12 protein-coding genes are annotated in these 18,146 nt (G+C 65.8%); 6 read left to right on the forward strand and 6 right to left on the reverse strand.

The genetic code is table 11. The annotated features are described in order from the left end of the window. Positions 1-154 precede the first annotated feature (154 nt). Positions 155-1,765 (forward strand): phospholipase D family protein, encoded by a 1,611-nt coding sequence (locus ACYSM9_RS12045; protein WP_461857196.1) that lies wholly within the window; start codon positions 155-157, stop codon positions 1,763-1,765. Between the two features lie 66 nt (positions 1,766-1,831). On the opposite strand, the gene ACYSM9_RS12050 is transcribed toward ACYSM9_RS12045, so the two are convergent. The 3 genes from ACYSM9_RS12050 to ACYSM9_RS12060 form a co-directional block, all read right to left on the reverse strand. Then, positions 1,832-2,905, reverse strand: a complete 1,074-nt coding sequence (locus tag ACYSM9_RS12050) for a hypothetical protein (RefSeq protein ID WP_461857197.1) — start codon at positions 2,903-2,905, stop codon at positions 1,832-1,834. A gap of 37 nt (positions 2,906-2,942) precedes the next feature. Next, the gene (locus ACYSM9_RS12055) at positions 2,943-3,809 is read right to left on the reverse strand and encodes a phosphatidylinositol-specific phospholipase C/glycerophosphodiester phosphodiesterase family protein (RefSeq protein WP_461857198.1); all 867 of its coding nucleotides are present in this window, start codon (positions 3,807-3,809) and stop codon (positions 2,943-2,945) included. A 193-nt stretch (positions 3,810-4,002) separates the two neighbouring features. Continuing rightward, entirely contained in the window at positions 4,003-5,448 is a 1,446-nt protein-coding gene (locus ACYSM9_RS12060) for an HNH endonuclease signature motif containing protein (protein WP_461857199.1), read from the reverse strand. A 202-nt stretch (positions 5,449-5,650) separates the two neighbouring features. On the opposite strand from ACYSM9_RS12060, the gene ACYSM9_RS12065 reads away from it, so the two are divergent. The 5 genes from ACYSM9_RS12065 to ACYSM9_RS12085 are packed head-to-tail and all read left to right on the forward strand — an operon-like array spanning position 5,651 to position 11,752. Beyond that, positions 5,651-6,547 (forward strand): MurR/RpiR family transcriptional regulator, encoded by an 897-nt coding sequence (locus ACYSM9_RS12065; RefSeq protein WP_461857200.1) that lies wholly within the window; start codon positions 5,651-5,653, stop codon positions 6,545-6,547. A gap of 49 nt (positions 6,548-6,596) precedes the next feature. Further along, positions 6,597-7,523: an NAD(P)-dependent oxidoreductase gene (locus ACYSM9_RS12070; protein ID WP_461857201.1), complete on the forward strand. Its 927-nt coding sequence runs from the start codon at positions 6,597-6,599 to the stop codon at positions 7,521-7,523. A 38-nt stretch (positions 7,524-7,561) separates the two neighbouring features. Further along, positions 7,562-9,109: an aldehyde dehydrogenase family protein gene (locus ACYSM9_RS12075; RefSeq protein ID WP_461857202.1), complete on the forward strand. Its 1,548-nt coding sequence runs from the start codon at positions 7,562-7,564 to the stop codon at positions 9,107-9,109. 7 nt (positions 9,110-9,116) lie between these two features. Further along, positions 9,117-10,358: an amidohydrolase gene (locus ACYSM9_RS12080; RefSeq protein WP_461857203.1), complete on the forward strand. Its 1,242-nt coding sequence runs from the start codon at positions 9,117-9,119 to the stop codon at positions 10,356-10,358. Then, positions 10,355-11,752, forward strand: coding sequence for a DUF3100 domain-containing protein (locus tag ACYSM9_RS12085; protein ID WP_461857204.1), 1,398 nt, complete (start codon positions 10,355-10,357; stop codon positions 11,750-11,752). The genes ACYSM9_RS12080 and ACYSM9_RS12085 overlap by 4 nt, the downstream gene beginning before the upstream one ends. Positions 11,753-12,107: 355 nt before the next feature. Here ACYSM9_RS12085 and ACYSM9_RS12090 read toward each other — a convergent pair whose 3' ends face one another. The 3 genes from ACYSM9_RS12090 to ACYSM9_RS12100 all read right to left on the reverse strand — a co-directional run bounded on the left by ACYSM9_RS12090 (position 12,108) and on the right by ACYSM9_RS12100 (position 17,999). Continuing rightward, positions 12,108-13,826 (reverse strand): ATP-dependent nuclease, encoded by a 1,719-nt coding sequence (locus tag ACYSM9_RS12090; RefSeq protein ID WP_461857205.1) that lies wholly within the window; start codon positions 13,824-13,826, stop codon positions 12,108-12,110. Positions 13,827-14,202: 376 nt separating this feature from the next. Continuing rightward, complete coding sequence (locus ACYSM9_RS12095; protein ID WP_461857206.1) at positions 14,203-16,254, reverse strand: ABC transporter ATP-binding protein; 2,052 nt, start codon at positions 16,252-16,254, stop codon at positions 14,203-14,205. Continuing rightward, the gene (locus tag ACYSM9_RS12100; protein ID WP_461857207.1) at positions 16,251-17,999 is read right to left on the reverse strand and encodes an ABC transporter ATP-binding protein; all 1,749 of its coding nucleotides are present in this window, start codon (positions 17,997-17,999) and stop codon (positions 16,251-16,253) included. The genes ACYSM9_RS12095 and ACYSM9_RS12100 overlap by 4 nt, the downstream gene beginning before the upstream one ends. Positions 18,000-18,146 lie beyond the last annotated feature (147 nt).

Genomic DNA, 18,146 nt, shown 5'->3' on the forward strand with positions numbered 1-18,146 from the left:
GGCAACGACCACGCGAAACGGAGGTTTTCATTTGAGGCAACGTATTACTCTTCCCTGAGGTATTGCAATGAGGCAACAGGGACCTTGTGCGCCCCGTAGGCTACTGGGTAGGCCGGACGACGACGGCGGCCTCAGGCGTCGAAGGGAACACCGAGTGGACAGCAGTGCCGGTTACTGGTTCTTGAGCGGCGCCGAACGGGGGAACGTGGACACCGGCGTTCATTCCGGCGGCGCCGGAACGTCCTGGTCGGAGGGCAACCTGGTGCGGCCCCTGGTCCACGGGGCCACGTACTTCGCCCGGCTTCATGAGGAGCTCTCGGACCTCCAGGCGGGAGACAGGGTGTGGTTCACCGACTGGCGGGGCGACGGCGATGAGCGGCTGACGCCCGACGGGCCGGCGATTGGTGAACTGCTGGCGCGGCTGGCCCGGGCAGGGGTGGAAGTGCGCGGCCTGGTGTGGCGATCCCACGGGGAGCGCCTCTCCGCCCCCATGAGCAACCGGTCCAACGAGCACCTCAGCAAGCAGATCAACGACGCCGGCGGCGAAGTGCTGCTGGACCAGCGCGTGCGCCTGTTCGGCTGCCACCACCAGAAACTGTTCGTCATCCGGCGCCGTGAGGACCCCTCCCGGGATGTGGCGTTCGTTGGCGGGATCGACCTGTGCCACAGCCGCCGCGACGACGCCGGCCATATGGGGGATCCGCAGGCGGTCGAGATGGACCCGCGGTACGGGAAGCAGCCACCGTGGCACGATGCCGCCCTCGAACTCCGGGGCCCGGTGGTGGCGGACGTGCTGGAGTTGTTCGCGGAGCGGTGGAATGACCCCCATCCCCTGGACCGGCGCACACCGTACCGGATGCTGCTGCAGCGCCTGGCGGATATGCCCCGGCACCCCAAACCTCTGCCGGAGACGGCGCCGCCACCACCGCCGGCCGGGCCCCACGCGGTGCAGCTGCTGCGCACCTACGGCGTGAAGCATCCGCCGTTTCCCTTCGCACCCGGCGGTGAGCGGAGCATCGCCCGGGCCTACACCAAGGCTTTCGCCCAGGCCCGCTCGCTGATCTACATCGAGGACCAATACCTGTGGTCGGCAGAGGTCGCCTCAGGCATCGCCTCGGCCCTGGAGCAGAACCCGGAGTTGACCGTGATCGCGGTGGTGCCCCGTTACCCGGATTCCGACGGCCGGCTTGGAGGGCCGCCCAAGCGGGCGGGGCAGCTGCGGGCCATCGAGAGGATGCGCCGCGTTGCCCCGGACCGGTTCGGCGTGTTCAACCTGGAGAACAAGGCGGGGACGCCCATCTACGTCCATGCCAAAATCTGCATCATCGACGACACGTGGTTCACCTGCGGGTCGGACAACTTCAACCGGCGTTCCTGGACCACGGACAGCGAGCTGACTTGCGCGGTCATTGATACCACCGCCGGCCAGGAGGGTGCACCTTCCGCAGGCGCCGGCCCAGGGGCTCACCGTCCCTTGGCCCGCGAGCTACGGCTCCAGCTCTGGGCCGAACACCTGGGCCTGGACCAGGACGACCCTCAACTCCTCGACGCCGGAAGTGGACTCGCCCTCTGGAATTCCACGGCCGGCGCCCTGGACCGGTGGCACGAAGCGGGCGACGGTTCGCCCCGGCCCACGGGCCAGGTGCGGCACCATCGGCCGGAGCCCGTCACGCGCCTTCAACGTCTCTGGGCAAATCCCCTCAACCGGCTCCTGATCGACCCGGACGGCCGCCCCCGCAAGCTGCGCGGCACCACGCAGTTCTAGCCTCTCGACAAAACGGAAGCGGACGACGGCGGCTGGGCGCCCGCCGTCGTCCGCTTCCGTTTGTGCCTAGGAGCTGAAGGGGACCTTTTCCCAGCTCAGGACGTCGGCACCTTTGGCATTGTTGCCGGCGACTGTGAAGCGGACATAGTCCACGGCGTTGTTGGCGCCGTCCACGGTGATGCGCTGCAGGTTGTCAGCGGCGGGGGCGCCATAGATGCCCAGCCACGGAGAGCCTGCCGCGAGGGGCTGGTTCTCGGCGAAGACGTGGCTGTCGCCGTTGACGAGGTAGACCGGCGCGTCGAAGCTGTTGGTCTCCTGGACGATGGCCTGCACGATGTGGCGGAAGCCGGAGACGGTGTCCGGGTTGGCGGTTGCTGCCTCGAGCAGCGAGGGGTCGAACATGTCGGCCTGCTGCATGAGCACCACGGCCCGGTTGTTGCTGCGCCTGGCTTCGGCGAACGTCTGGCGGATCTGGGCGATCACGGCGTCGGTCCGGTGCTCCACCTCGGCCAGCTGTTCGGGAGTCGCCTCGGTCTTGCCCAGGCCGGTCCACGGCAGGAGCGAGTTGTTGCTGCCCTGGACGTTCAGCACGGAGAAGGCCACACGGTTCTTGTCGAAGCGGACGTCCTCGGGAAGGCCCAGGCTTTCCTGGCTCTTGACGGGCATGGTGGCGCCGAGGGTCTTGCCCGGCTCATTGAAGAAGACGTCCCTGATCTTGTCCAGGCGTTCCAGCGGGTTGTAGGCGCCATTGTTGGTGCGGTGGCAGTCAACCCACTCGTTGTCGCCCGGTGTGTAGACCAGCGGGTGGGTGAAGGTATCGAACTGGGTGCGGATGTAGGAGAAGTACTCGTCGGAGCAGACCGAGGAGCCGTTCTTGATATCGCCCACGTGTGCTACAAACGCCAGGTCCTTGTCCGCGTTGAGGTCACGGATGCGGGACGGGAACTTGGCGATCTCGGCCGCGCCGTAGGGGATGTCTCCGATGGCGGCGAAGGTGAAGGCCTGGCTGCTGTCGTTGGTGTTGTCCACCGCCTGGGGATTGTTGGCCTGGGCATCGTCGGCGACGGCGGGCTGGGATGCGAGGAGGCCGAGCGCCAGGGTGAGGGCCGCGGTCGTAATCTTCAGTGTTTTTGAAGGCATGGGGATGGTCCTGTTTCTCGGATGTCCGGGCGGGCGGTCAGGCGCCGCGGGCGGTGAGGAACTGCTGGAGGCCGGCGAGGTCGTCGGTGTTGATGTGGTCCACGCCGGCGTCGGCGAGTTCGGTCCAGACGGCGTCGCGGGCTTCGCCGGGCTGGTCCGGGGTGGCCCAGAAGCGGACGCGGTAGCCGTTGGCGTGCGCGGTGGCGACGAAGGCGCGCAGCTTGGCGCGCTCGGCTTCGGGCATGGGGCCGACGCCCTGCCAGGTGAAGAGCTTGGTCCAGTTGTCGCTGACCAGCGGCATCAGGGCGGCGGGCAGGCCGGAGGCGAGGTCGGCGGCGCGGCCGTCGTAGAAGCTGAAGCGCTGGGTCTGTGCCTGCATGGTGGCCAGCGGACGGTTGCCGCTGATGACGGCGGTGACCGGCCCGGTTTTGACGTTGCCTTCGGTGTAGCGGCTCATGATGCCGCGGTGCCCGGCCAGCTCCTGCTCGACGGCGGCGTAGGTGGACTCGCCCTCGCTCTTGATGTCGATGAGGAGCTGCAGGCTGCCGTCCCAGTGCGGGTAGACGCTGTGGCCGGGCTGGCTGCGAACCAGGTCCTCGAGGGGGTCGAGGTACAGGCTTTCGAGCGTGACGCCCTGCTTGGCGTCGGCGAGGTCGTGGGCCACGCGCAGCTCGCCGTCCACCAGCCATACATCCGCTTCGACGCTGGTGAACCCGTGCTCCAGTGCGTCGAACAGGGGGCGGTCGTGTTCGTAGTCGTTGTGCGCGTGGGTGCCGGCGAGGGGCTGGCCGACGACGACGGGCGCGGGCTTGGGTGCCTCAGCCTGGGCTGAGGCCGGCACTGCAGCCGTCCCGGCCAGGGAGGCAAGAAGGGTGGCAACTGCGAGGGTGCTTTTCACGAACACGGAGTACTCCTGGTACCTCGGGGGATTATCCGCCCGGTGGGGGTGTGCCGGGCGCAAAGGGTGCGTGAAAAGACTGGTCGGCGTGCCGAAACGGTGTGCGGCCTGGTGGTTGCTGGGTGGTAAACGAGAGGGAACAACCTCCACTGCCGCTTCAGCGTGAGGCAGCAGGCAGCAGGCAGCAGGCAGCAGCACTTTATGACGCAAAGAGGTAGTCAACGATCACTGCTTCGAGCGGGCTTGTTTCTTTTGGCAGGCACCCGGGGGGCCAAATAGTCGGTTCCCCGTCCGCTTGTTCGGCGTTGTAGTGGCGGCCGGTGGGCGAGGTCCAGCCGGGCGGCTGGTTTTCGGTGGCCGGCCCGGGAGTCCAGCCAGTTCGATGTTTGAGCCGATGGTGTTTGGGACACAACTGCCCCAGGTTGCTGATGCCAGTGGATCCGCCGTGTTCCCAAGCGGTGAGATGGTCCGCTTCATTGTCCTGGCTGGGGTTGCTGCAGCCGGGGAAGGTGCACTTTCCATCGCGCATCCGCAACCACCGCTTCAATGATTCCGGGAGCCGATAGCTGGTGCGGCCGATTTCCAGCGGCGCCCCGTCCCGCGGGTCCACCAGCACCCGGTAGAACGAGCCGGCACCTTCCGCAAGAAGTTTGCGCGCCATCGATGCTGGGATCGGCCCGTAACCATCAAGCTCTGCGGGCTCCTCCGTGACGCCCATGGCGGAAAATACCGGCACCGCGACCAGCACATCCGCTTTGAGGGACGGCCCGGGCCCGGAGGAGTGGCCGGCCTCACCAAGCAGCAACTTGGCCGCTACGTCCGCCTTGATCTGGGTGAGGGTCCGCGGCTCGTCCGGCCCCTGCAGCCCACGGGCCAGGGCGGACGTCCTGTTCCAGATGGCACAGGCCTTGTCCGCGGCCATATGCAGCGAGATCCAGGCCATCCCGTTGCGGTCCGGGGAGTACTCCATCCGCCGGTCTTCTACCGACTTCGCGTGCCTGATCTCCAGGGACTCCGGATGGTGGCGTTCCCTCCAGGCACGCACCTTCCGCCGGAAACGTGCCGGCACCAGCTCCCCCGCGGCGGCACCCCTGGCCGCGTTCGGAGTCTCGGGGTCCAGGAAGTGCGCCTCCAGCGCAGCGGCGGCTGCAGTGTCCAGCCCGGTGGTTTCATCCACGATGATCCGGGCGTGCTGCCATGAAATCTTGCCGGCCTGCAACGCATCCAGCGCGGCTGGCAAGGAAGTGGTCAAAGCGTGGGCTTCGCCAAGCAGTGCGGAGGCGGCACGTTCCCCGACGGTGAGCGCGCAGGCAACCTCCGCCACCTGGCTCATTTCCCGCGCGGAGGACTCGTACGCAGTTTGCGCTGGCGCCTCCAGCGCGTCTGCCGCCTCCGCGTAGGTCGCCAGCAGCCGGACTTTTGCCGCTGCGGTGGTGGCTTCGATCCGAGCCACAACATCGAGGCCGTTCAGGCACGAGTCCGCGAGTTCCCGAAGCGGATCATGGACGTCCCCGCGAGCACCAACCAACGCTTCTGAAGAACGGTCCGCAACTCCACTCAGTTCGTCCACCAGCGCGTCGAGGGACGCGACGGCAGCGGCCAATCCCGCCCTGCCTCCCGCTCCGACTACCGCTGTTGTCTCCATAGCCAAACTCTGTCATGGGGGTCTGACATTCGAAGTTCCACCGCCACAATGGGCCCGACCGGTCCGCGTCGGCCCAAAACTGCCCGCGTGGGCCAAGGTTTTACATTCCGGAAACCCGAAACCCTGTTCGCAAACGAAATTGCAGAGTACATTAGATGCAATTGCAGTTGCAGAGTGATCTGCGTTACAGGACAGGTAGCCCGTGAACACCAACGCCGTCGACGAGAACGCCGCGGAAGAAACCAGCGAAGCCGGCATCAGCTCCCACGCGTGGCTTGGCGATGCGCTGCCGGACGTTCCCCTGACCAAGGCGCAGAGCCGCGTGGTTGAGGTCATCCGCCGCAACCCGCAGCTGTCCTCCTACGCGGACATCGCCGAGATCGCCCAGCGCGCCGACGTGAACAGTTCTTCGGTGGTGCGGACGGCCCAGCACCTGGGCTACCGCGGGTGGCCGGACCTGCAACGCGAACTGCGGTCCCGCTACCTCGTGATGATCTCCACCGAAGACACCCTCACCGAGCACGGCGAAACCCGCAGCCCGCTCTTCGAAGCCATCAACCACGACATCGAAAACCTCCGCCTGACGCTGGACTCCAACACCCCCGGGGAAGCCGAGGCGGCAATCAAGGCGATGGCGGCAGCAAAGTCCATTACCGTCGTCGGGATTGGTTCCTTCGCCGGGCCTGCCGGCGTCATGGCCCACCTGGGTTCCACCATGGGCTACCCCATCACGCTGGAAAACCGTGCGGGCGTCCACCTCGCGTCAAGCACCAACAGCCTGGGCCCCGGGGACGTCCTGGTGGTCATCAACATGTGGCGTTCGGTGAAGCACATCATCATCGCCGCCGAAGCCGCCAAACAGGCCGGCGCCACCGTCATCGCCATCAGCGACCTGCGCAGCGGCCGCCTGGCCTCCGCCGCCGACCACCTCCTGGTGGTGGCCTCCGAAGGCATCTCCTTCTTTCAGTCGGTCACCGCCGCGAACTCCCTGGTCTACGGACTGCTGGCCGGCATGGAGGCGGCCCATCCGGAGCGCAGCCGGGCCACCATCCGCCGGACCCAGCAGCTCTGGAAAGACCTCGACATCTACCTCGACTAACTGCCCGCAACACCCAGAACACCCAACAGGATTTCAGGAGTATCCCTACATGAACGAGCCACACAACCGCCGCGTCGCCGTGATCGGCCTGGGCGCCATGGGCGGAGCGATGGCCGCCACGCTGCACAAGGCAGGATGGGAGGTCACCGGCTTCGACCCGTCGGACGCCGCCCGTGCGGCTGCCGAAACAGCCGGCATCGCCACCACGGACACCCTGGCAGACGTCGCCGGAACCCCCTACGCAGTCCTGTCCCTGCCCGCCGCCAGCATGGTGGAAACCACCGTGCCGCAGCTGCTGGCAGTCCCGGGAACCGTGGCCATCATCGACACCACCACCTCCGAGCCCGCCACCAGCAAGCGCATGGCCGAACTCGCGGAAAACCACGGCGCAGCCTTCATCGACGCACCCGTATCCGGCGGCCGCGACGGCGCCGCCACCGGTTCGCTCAGTGCTTTCGTCGGCGCCACGGAAACCGCCCTGGAAGCGGCCACACCAGTCCTGCTCGCCCTGACCGGCGGCAACTTCAGCCACATCGGCGGACCGGGCAGCGGCAATGTGGTCAAGCTCCTCAACAACGTCCTGGCCGCAGCCAACCTGGCCTCCGTGGGCGAGGCCCTGGGCGTGGCAAAGGCCTACGGGATCGACCCCGCCACCGCCGCAGCCGGCATCAGCGGCGCATCCGGCGGCAGTAAGGTCTCCGCCGCCATGTACCCGAACTGGGTGCTCACCGGCAGCCACGATTCCGGCTTCTCCATGGGCCTGATGGCCCGGGACGCGTCCCTCGCCGTCGAAGTGGCCGAACAGATCGGCGAGAAGCCGGCGCTCCTCGCCACCGTCGCCAACCAATGGCAGGACGCCCTGGCGGTGCTCGGCCCGAAAGCCGACTTCACCGAGATCGCCCGCACTGTGGCCCCCGCCATCACCCCCGCCGGCGCGCCGAACACCGGCGCCCCCGAATCCACAACCGCCGCCTGAAGCACCCCAGCGATACAGCCCCCAAAGGAATCAGCATCTTGACGATCACCACAGCACCAACGTCCTCCTCTGCCGCCACGGCCAAAGCAGTCCTGGACGCCGCCTTCCCGTCCGGTCTGGGCGCCTTCGTTGACGGCCGCGTCGTTACCGGCAGCGGGGACAGCATCACCCTCACCGCCGCAGCCACCGGCGAGCCTTTCGCCACCTACGCGGACCCCGGCGCCGAGGGTGCCAACGCCATCCTCGAAAGCGCGACGGCGGGCGCCAGGGTTTGGGGCGCGATGAACGGTTTCGAGCGGGCCGCCGTCCTCCGCAACGTCAGCCGCGCCGTGGAACAGCACGCCGAAGAACTGGCCATCCTGGAATCCGCCACCACCGGCAAGCCCATCCGGGATGCCCGTGCGGAGGCAGCCAAGGTTGCCGAAATGTTCAGCTACTACGCCGGCTGGGCAGACAAGCTCACCGGGCAGACCATTCCCGTCCCGGGCAACTGGCACACCTACACCGAGCGGGTGCCGTGGGGCGTCGTCGTCGCCATCACCCCGTGGAACGCGCCGATGTTCACGGCCGGCTGGAACTCCGCCGCCCCTCTCGCCGCGGGCAACGCGGTGATCATCAAGCCCAGCGAGTTCACCCCGGCGTCGTCCGTCCGGCTCGCCCAGATCGCGCACGAGGCGGGCCTGCCCGCGGGTGTGTTCAATGTGGCAGCCGGCCTGGGCCAGACCGTGGGCGCGGCACTCACCACCGATCCGCGCGTCGGGAAGGTCAGCTTCATCGGTTCCGTGCCCACCGGACGCCGCGTGGCCGTGGCCGCAGCGCAGGCGGGCATCCCGGCGCTGCTGGAGCTCGGCGGCAAGAGCGCCAACATCGTCTTCGCCGACGCCGACTTGGAGCGCGCCGCCGAGGGCGCCATCTCCGCCATCTTCTCCGGCGCCGGGCAGTCCTGCGTTGCAGGGTCGCGGCTGTTGGTGGAGCGCAGCGTGCACGCGCAGTTCGTGGAGATAGTGGCCGCCAAGGCCGCCCTCCTGCGCGTGGGCGATCCGCTCAGCGCGGATACCGAGGTGGGCCCCATCATCACCCCCCAGCAGTTCGCCACGGTCACCGGCCTGATCGAGGCGGGAATGAACGACGGCGGCCGCCGCCTCACGGGGGCCACGTTGCCGGAGTCGGTGAGCGGCCCGGCCCTGAAAGGCGGCCACTGGGTGATGCCCACGCTCCTGGACGGCGTCACCCCGCAGAACCGGCTGGAGACCACGGAGGTCTTCGGGCCTGTGGTCGGGGCCGATGCGTTTGACACAGAGGCCGAAGCCATCGCCCGGGCGAACAATACGAACTTCGGCCTCGCCGGGGCGGTCTGGACCTCGGACGTGTCCCGTGCCCACCACGTGGCCCGCGAGGTCAAGGCCGGGACGTTCTGGATCAACGCGTACAAGACCATCCACGTGGCGGTTCCGTTCGGCGGCTTCGGCGATTCGGGCCATGGCCGCTCCTCCGGCCCGGGCGTCCTGGACGAGTACACCCAAACCAAGGCCGTCTGGGTGCCCACACGCGCCGCCGGCTCCCCCTTCCCCTCGCTGTCCTACTAGGAGACCCATGGATACGACAGACACAACCACGGCCGCAGGTGCTTTGCGCACTGCCTTGGCGGACGGCGTCGAACGCTGGAAGCCCAAGGTGGAGGCGCTGGCCAAGGACATCCACGGCTTCAAGGAAATCTCCTTCGAGGAGGTCCGGTCCGCGGAGGCCATCGCGGCGCTGCTGGAGGAGGGCGGCTTCGAGGTGGAGCGCGGCACGAGCGGCCTGCCCACCGCCTTCACCGCGACTGCGGGCAGCGGCGACCTCACGGTGGCGCTGTGCGTGGAGTACGACGCGCTGCCGGGGATCGGGCACGCCTGCGGGCACAACCTGATTGCCGGCGCGTCCGTGGCCGCGGCCCTGGCGCTGCGGCCGTTGGTGGACGAACTCGGGATCACGCTCAAGGCCATCGGCACCCCTGCGGAGGAGCACGGCGGCGGCAAGGCGCTGATGCTGGAGCGGGGAGCGTTCGACGGCGTGGGGCTGGCTTTGATGGTCCACCCGGTGCAGGACGGGCTCACCTACAACCCGGCCGGCACGAGCGCCCAGGCCGTGGGCCGGTACAAGGCCACGTTCACCGGCAAGGCGGCGCACGCTGCCGCGGCACCGCACCAGGGCGTGAACGCCGCCGACGCCGCGGTGCTCAGCCAGGTGGCGATCGGCCTGCTGCGCCAGCAGATCCCGTCCGACCACCGGATTGCCTGCTTCGTGGCCGAGGCCGGGCACGTCACCAACATCATCCCGGAGAAAGCCGTGGTGGAGTTCGAATGCCGCGCCTTCACCCTGCCCGAGTTCCACGCGTTGCTGGAGCGGGTGCGGCGCTGCTTTGAAGGTGCGGCTCTGGCCACCGGCACCACCCTTGAGTTCGAGGACACCGAGCCGCTGTACGAGCCGCTGGTCCAGGACGACGACCTGGCCGGGCACTGGACGGATGCGATGGATGCGTTCGGGAAGGACACGTCCCGGTCCTCCGGCCTGAGCGGCGGGTCCACGGACATGGGCAACATCTCCCAGGTCATCCCGTCCCTGCATCCGTGGCTGAGCATTCCGGGCGCGGACGTTCCCATCCACTCGCATGCGTTCGCCGCCCTGGCGGACACTCCCCAGGCGTACGGGGTGATGTTCGACGCCGCCACCGCGCTGGCCTGGACCGTCGCCGGCGCTGCCTCAACCCCCACCCAACGTCAACGCTTCACCCAAGCGGCGTACCGCCGTCGTACTTCCACCCAGGAAGCTGTCACCCAGGAAGGCGCATCATGAGCACTGTTAAAACAGCCCGGACCGAAACGGCCGGCACCAGGCTGACCATCCCCATCGCCGCGCTGGCGTTTGTGATTGCCCTTGCCGTGCAGTTTATTGGGCAGGCGAAGATCGATCTTGGCATCGGCGCCATCATCATTTTCCCCATGGTGTGGGGCCTGATCCTGGGCCTGCTGGTGTCCATCCAGAAGTTCAAGCCGCTGGGGATCGACCTGCAGCGTGTGGCTGCTGCCCTGGTGGGCGTGGCCGTGCTGCTGCTGGTGGCGCGGCTGGCGTTCAACATCGGCCCCAGCCTGCCCACGCTGCTGAAGGCCGGCCCGGCGCTGCTGCTGCAGGAGGTGGGGCACCTGCTGGGTACCATCGTTCTGGCGTTGCCGCTGGCCGTGCTGCTGCGGATGGGCAAGGCGACCGTGGGCGCCACGTTCTCGCTGGACCGTGAGCCGTCGTTCGCGATGGTGTCCGAGAAGTACGGGCCGGATTCGGACCAGTACCGCGGCGTGCTGGCGATGTACGTGTTCGGGACGCTGTTCGGTGCCGTGTTCATCACGCTGCTGACGTCGCTGGTGTCCAACTGGAAGATCTTCGATCCGCTGGCGCTGGCCATGGGCGCCGGCGTGGGGTCCGGGTCCATGATGGCTGCCTCCGCTGCGAGCATCACCGCCGCCTACCCGGCCGACCAGGAGGCGATCCTGGGCATGGCCGCCGTGTCCAACCTGATCACCACCGTGCTGGGCGTGTACGTGGGCATCTACATTGCGCTGCCGCTGGCGGACAAGTTCTACCGGGTGCTGACGCGGAAGCAGCAGAGCCGGGAGGTTGTGGCTGCTGGTGCTGGTGGCTCTGCGGCCCCGGCTGGTAGCGCTGGGTCCGCCGCCTCTGCTTCCGCTGCCGAGCGTGAGGCCGCCCAGGCGGAGGAGAACCGGCGGTTCCGTGAGCGGGTGGCTGCGTCATCTGCGGAGATCAAGCTGCCGCTGTGGCTTTCGCTGTCCGTGCTGACAGTGCTGGGTATCGGCACGGCGGCGGTGGCGGCGAAGGGGCTTAGCCTGTCGATCGTGGTGGGGTATGTCATCCTGCTGGCGCTGGTCCTGGTGGGCATTGCGCTGGCGAAGGTCACCCGTAAGATTTCGGCCATTGTGTTCATCACGACGATCGGCGCTTACATCTCCAGCCCGTGGTTCTTCGCAGCAGAGCCGCTGAACGCGGCAGTGAAGACCGTGGACTTCCTGTCCATCGCGACCGTGATGCTGACGCTGGCCGGTCTGTCCCTGGGCAAGGACATCCCGCTGCTGAAGAACATTGGCTGGAAGATCATCCCGGTGGGGCTGGTGGCCATCACGGCGTCGTTCCTGCTGGCTACGGTTATTGCGGAGTTCGCGCTGGGGTTGTGGCACTGAGGTAGTTTGCAGGCCGCCTTTGTTGGGCGGCTTAAGCGGAGCGGACGACGGCGGGTGGGACCCGGCGTCGTCCGCTCTCGTTTTGCAGATGGGGGTTTCAATTCCCCCAACCGAGCATGCGAAGCTCAGGCGCAACGAGCGGGGGGAACTGCTGGAGCCGCCGAAGTCGCTGGTGTTGCCCTGGTGAGCAACCAGAGATGGAACTCCGTGGGCCTATTAGTTGTGGTGGCACACTTTTTCGTAGCTGCCACCGATCAGGCAGTGACTGCGCAACGGGATGAAAGGACTGCATCGTTCATTTGCCTCAGGCTTGCGGCTTGATGAACCTCTGGCTGATGAACGTGCTGGCACGTCGCTATAGGCAGGAGTTAAGAATCACTCTCAGGTCGTCAGCCAGGTAGGGCTGTGATTGTGGCGGAACCGATTTTCCAAAGGTGTTTGCATTAGCGAACTTACGCTCCGCGGCGACATTGCGAAGCTCGGAAACGAACTTCTTCCCCAGTACGGCATATTGTTGGCCATCGCGGGTAGCCTCGCTTAGTACCTGTTCGTCTCCGAAATGCGGAAGGGTTCCATCCCTGTTGAGCTTTTGCAGCGCTTCGTTTCGCTTTTTGCGTACCTTCTGAATTGCATCGTCACCAGAACTTGCTCGTTTGATCGCTTCCTCTATCAGATGCTCGGCATCATTAGCGGACAAGCCGAAATGATGAGCGACGACGCTGGGATCTGCCCAGTATGACTCGACGTCCGAGTATTTCGTGAACCAAACTGCATGGCCGCCACTCTGATATGGCTCTGCGAACGCTGAAGTCTCCTCCGGCATCAAGAAGTCTCGATCGCGGTGTACAACGAGCTTTACATTCGAGCCCACGAGGCCTTGAAAACCTTCAAGTGTCTCCGGCGCCGGCAATTTCCCCGTGCCGTGAAAGGGCCAGACTGCGGTAACTCGTTCCAAGTCCGGCCACTGCCCCAGCAATGACCGCAGCATTTCCGTCCGGGTATCCTCCGTTAGAAGGATGATCTTCCTGTCAAGCAGACCCCAGCCCATTAGCTGCCGAGCCGTAGCGTCGCCGCTCCGTTCAACCTTTCCATCTTTCATCCAGACCACCCGAGAGTCTTGCGGCAGGGCCCGAACAATTGAGGGGCTGTGTGTGGTGAGGATGACTTGCGAATCTAGTTCCGCCGCGACTTCGTAGAGGACCTCCACAAGTCGTTCCTGCGCGATTGGGTACAGATGAGCATCCGGTTCATCAACTAGCAACAGAACAGGCCTGAAGTAGATCAGGTAGCAGAAGATCTGGAGGACCTGCAAGTAGCCTATTCCAGCTAGTTCTAGGGGCCGGAAAGTTTTATCACCCATGGAACCCATCTCACCGACACGAAAGTTCGCAACCACGCGGGTATGACTGGCTTCATCAAACTCGACCTTCAACGCGAAGTCACCCATCACCCGTGCAACGAGTTCTGAGACCAAATCGAGGCCGTTCTTCCCATTTATCGTCTGGCTACATAAGAGATCGAGCATGTTACGTAAGACCATGTTGGCATCACCTGCTGCAGCCGACCTATGAACGATGAGTCGCGACCGCTTCTCTTCGACTAGCGGAATTCCAGCCAACCCCGGAATGTAGGCGCTGATCTCGCGCTTACGGTCCCGCACCAAGGTGACAAATTCATTATTTGCCGGCACGTGGACAGAGATGCCTTCATTCCTCGCGGCCTTGAGCCACATCTTAGCTTCGACGTCACTATCATCTTCATCGATCGCCACGATCCGAAGGTCAAGTTGGGGGTTGCTATTGAAATTGCCATAGTCCGCACCATGGCCAGCACTTAGATACTCCGGCGATGGCATGAAGATGGCATCTCTTTCGGATAAAGTCGACGCTTTTCCCGCCGCCCCCGGCTTTACCATCTTATTTCTGCCTGATTGCAGCATCCAATGTAGGGCTTGCAACACGCTACTTTTTCCCGAGCCATTGGAACCTACCAAGACATTGAATGTTGGGTGAAGTTCCAGTGTGGTGTGTTTAATCGCCTTGAAGTTGGCGAGCTCGAGCGAGCGAATCTTCATCAGGCCCCTATCTGACGCGTGATTATCTACAAGGCGGTGCAAGTACGCGACTGATCATAGCGGTTGCAGGCGTTAGTTCTCGCCCATCGCGTTTGGGACGTCGTGCCGGGCCAACCTGAGGAGTAGATAGTGACACTTGGGCGCCTAGTGGGATCGGAAATTGCTTAGCATCTAAGAAGTGTCACTTCATGCTCTCCTGTAGGTCATCCCTCGCTAATCGCGAAATCGATGTCAGGAGCCGAAGGTATCAAATCTCCACTGAAGTGCAGCAAGTTCAAGTTGAACTCAAAAGCTCAGGCGGTAAACGCCGGAAAGAACGCCTATTTCGGCCAGGTGAATCTCTCTAGAATCCTGCGAACCTATAAGAGCGGCCTACCTAAACCTCCGCTACCGGAGCCGCGAACTGGGCCTCGTACAGCCGTGCGTAAGCCCCGCCGGCGGCCAGCAGTGACGCGTGGTTCCCCTGCTCCACGATCTGCCCGTTCTCCATCACCAGGATGAGGTCCGCGTCGCGGATCGTGGACAGGCGGTGCGCGATCACGAAGGAAGTCCGGTCGCTCCGCAAAGCACTCATGGCCTTCTGCACCAGCACCTCAGTCCGGGTGTCCACCGAAGACGTAGCCTCATCCAGGATCAACACCGACGGCTGCGCCAGGAACGCCCGGGCAATCGTCAGGAGCTGCTTCTCGCCCGCGGACACGTTGGAGCCCTCATCGTCCAGCACGGTGTCATACCCCTCGGGCAGGGACTTCACGAACCGGTCCACGTACGTCGCCCGCGCCGCCTCCAGCACCTCATCGGAAGAAGCCGTGGGCCGCCCGTACGCGATGTTGTCCCTGATGGTCCCGCCGAACAGCCACGTATCCTGCAGCACCATCCCCATCCGCGAGCGCAGGTCGTGCCGCGTCATGGTGGTGATGTCCACGCCGTCCAAGGTGATGCGCCCGCCGTCGAGCTCGTAGAACCTCATCATCAGGTTCACCAAGGTGGTCTTGCCCGCACCGGTCGGCCCAACAATGGCCACCGTCTGCCCCGGCTCCGCTACCAAAGACAAGTCAGAAATCAGCGGTTTGTCCGGCGAATAAGAGAAGGAAACGGATTCAAACACCAGCCGTCCCCGCGCCCGCCCGTCCGGACTCTGCAAAACAGCAGGATCCGCCGACTGCTCCTCCGTATCCAGCAACTCGAACACCCGCTCCGCAGAGGCCACGCCGGACTGCAGCAGGTTCGCCATCGACCCCAGCTGCGCCAGCGGCTGCGTGAACTGCCGCGAGTACTGGATGAACGCCTGCACATCGCCCAGCTGCATCGCCCCGGACGCCACCTGCAGGCCGCCCACCACGGCGATCCCCACGTACACCAGGTTCCCGATGAACGTCATGGCCGGCATGATCAGCCCGGAAATGAACTGCGCCCCGAAGCTCGCCTCATACAGCTCGGCATTCTTCTGCCGGAACCGCTCCCCCACCTCGCGCTGCCTGCCGAACACCTTCACCAGTGCATGCCCCGTGTAGGTCTCCTCGATCTGCCCGTTCAGCTCGCCCGTGTTCTTCCACTGCTGCACGAACAGCTTCTGCGAGCGCTTGGCAATCAGCGCCGTGATCCCGAGTGTCAGCGGAATGGTCACCAGCGCGATCAGCGCCAGCGTGGGCGACAGGATAAACATCATCACCAGCACACCCAGCACGGACAGCACCGAGGTCACGGCCTGCGAAATGGACTGCTGCAGGCTCTGCGAAATGTTGTCCACGTCGTTGGTCACCCGGCTGAGCAGCTCGCCGCGCTGGATCGTGTCGAAATACTTCAGCGGCAGCCGGTTGATCTTCGCCTCAATCTGCTCGCGCAGCCCGAACACGGTCCGCTGCACCACGCCGTTGAGCACATACGCTTGCCCCCACATGAACGCCGACCCCAGCACATACAGCACCAGTGCCCACGTCAGCACGCCGCCCAGCGCCCCGAAGTCGATCCCCGCGCCCGGCGTCAGCGTCATCGCGCTGAGCATGTCCGCCTTCTGGTTCTCCCCCGACGCCCGCAGCATCGCTATCAGCTGCGCCTGCGTCATCCCCGGCGGCAGCTGCTTGGACACCACGCCGGAGAAGATCAGGTTGGTGCCCTCGCCCAGCAGCCGCGGCCCGATCACCTGCAGCACCACGCCCGCCACGGCCATCGCCAGCACCAGCACCAGCCACAGCCGCTCCGGCCGCAGCGTTGCCAGCAGCCGCTTGGCGGAGCCGCTGAAGTTCATGGCCTTCTCCGCCGGGACATTCATCCCGGCAAACGGTCCGCCCCTTCCCGGGCCACCGGCCGGGCGCGGGATGCGTACGACGTCGGCCTGGCCGGCTTTGCCCCCGGCCGCAGACCCAGCGGGCGCGGCTGGGCCCGTCCCGGCTCCGGCGGGACGGCCGCCTCCGCGGTACATGCTCATACCGTCTCCTCCGCTGCCAGCTGGGACGACACAATCTCGCGGTACGTCTCCGAGGTCTCCAGCAACTCGCGGTGCGTGCCCTGCGCGACGATCCTGCCGTCGTCGAGCACCAAAATCTGGTCCGCTTCAACGATGCTGGACACCCGCTGGGCGATGACCACCATGGTGGCGCCCGCGGTGTTGCGCTTCAGCGCGGCCCGCAGCCTGGCGTCAGTGCCCGTGTCCAGGGAGGAGAAGGAATCGTCAAAGATGTAGAGCTCGGGCCGCTTCACCAGCGCCCTGGCGATGGCCAGCCGCTGCCGCTGCCCACCGGAAACGTTGGTGCCGCCCTGCGAAATGGGCGCGTCCAGCCCCTCCTCCATCCGCTCCACGAAGTCGCGGGCCTGGGCGATCTCCAGCGCATCCCACAGTTCGTCCTCGGTGGCGTCCGGGTTGCCGTACAGCAGGTTGCTGCGCACCGTACCGGAGAACAGGTAGGGCCGCTGCGGCACCAGGCCGATGTGCCCCCACAGCAGGTCCGGGTCCAGGTCGCGGATATCCACGCCGTCGATCAGCACCGCGCCCGAGGTCACATCGAAGAGCCGCGGCATCAGGTTCACCAGGGTGGTCTTGCCAGAGCCGGTGCTGCCGATGATCGCCGTCGTCTGCCCCGCGCGGGCGGTGAAACTGATCCTGGACAGGACCGGATGCTCGGCACCCGGGTAGGCGAATCCGACGTCGCGCATCTCCAGTTCGCCTCGCCGCTGCTTGCCGGCGAACGCTGCGCCGGTGACCGGATGCTCCGGCGGCAGGACACTGGACCTGGTGCCGAGCACCTCCCCGATCCGGTCCGCGGACACCGACGCGCGCGGGATCATCACCGCCATGAACGTGGCCATCATGACGGACATCAGGATCTGCATCAAGTAGCTCAGGAACGCGATCAGGGTGCCCACCTGCATGGACCCGTCTTCGATCCGGAACGACCCGAACCAGATCACCGCCACGCTGGAGATGTTCAGGATCAGCATGACCGTGGGGAACATCAGCGCCATCAGCCGGCCTGCGCGGAGGGCAACGTCGGTGACGTCCCGGTTTGCACCGGCGAACCGCTCCGTCTCCATGTCCTCGCGCACGAACGCGCGCACCACGCGGATGCCGGTGAGCTGCTCGCGCAGCACCCGGTTCACGGTGTCGATCCGCGTCTGCATCTTGCGGAACAGCGGCACCATCCGCGTGACAATGAGGCCGACGTCGATGAGCAGCACCGGGACGCAAACGGCGATGAGCCAGGACAGCTGGGCGTCCTGGCGGATGGCCATGATCACCCCGCCGATGCTGAGCATGGGCGCGGCCACCATGAGCGTGGCGGACATCAGCACCAGCTGCTGGACCTGCTGGACATCATTGGTGGAGCGGGTGATCAGGCTGGGTGCCCCGAACCTGGTGACCTCCTGCTCGGAGAACTCCCCCACTCGTTCAAAGATGGCGCCGCGCAGGTCCCGGCCCAGGCCCATGGCAGCTTTCGCCCCGAAGTACACGGCGATCACGGCGCACACAATCTGCGCCAGCGTGATCAGCAGCATGAAGCTGCCGGTGGAGAGGATGTAGCCGGTATCACCCCGGGCCACGCCCTGGTCGATGATGTCCGCGTTCAGCGTGGGCAGGTACAGCGACGCGATGGACTGCGCCAGCTGGAAAACCACGACGGCGATCAGCAGCGCGCGGTGCGGCCGCAGGTATTCGACAAGCAACTTCCAGAGCAAAGCGGGGCTCCAACCTGACGCAGTGTCCACAAGTGTGGTGCGAGGGCCAGTTTACGTCCGGAGGCTGGGAGTTGCGCCGGGGATATGGACCCGAAATTAGGGGGTTCACTCATGGCGTAGGGGGCTCTCCACGGCACGCCCCCGCGT

It is taken from the genome of Arthrobacter sp. C152, from assembly GCF_054890965.1.

Coding starts and splice junctions, on each gene's coding strand:
- ACYSM9_RS12050 (WP_461857197.1), bottom strand. CDS start 2,905: ATGCCTTCAAAAACACTGAAGATTACGACCGCGGCCCTCACCCTGGCG.
- ACYSM9_RS12060 (WP_461857199.1), bottom strand. CDS start 5,448: ATGGAGACAACAGCGGTAGTCGGAGCGGGAGGCAGGGCGGGATTGGCC.
- ACYSM9_RS12070 (WP_461857201.1), top strand. CDS start 6,597: ATGAACGAGCCACACAACCGCCGCGTCGCCGTGATCGGCCTGGGCGCC.
- ACYSM9_RS12080 (WP_461857203.1), top strand. CDS start 9,117: ATGGATACGACAGACACAACCACGGCCGCAGGTGCTTTGCGCACTGCC.
- ACYSM9_RS12085 (WP_461857204.1), top strand. CDS start 10,355: ATGAGCACTGTTAAAACAGCCCGGACCGAAACGGCCGGCACCAGGCTG.
- ACYSM9_RS12090 (WP_461857205.1), bottom strand. CDS start 13,826: ATGAAGATTCGCTCGCTCGAGCTCGCCAACTTCAAGGCGATTAAACAC.
- ACYSM9_RS12095 (WP_461857206.1), bottom strand. CDS start 16,254: ATGAGCATGTACCGCGGAGGCGGCCGTCCCGCCGGAGCCGGGACGGGC.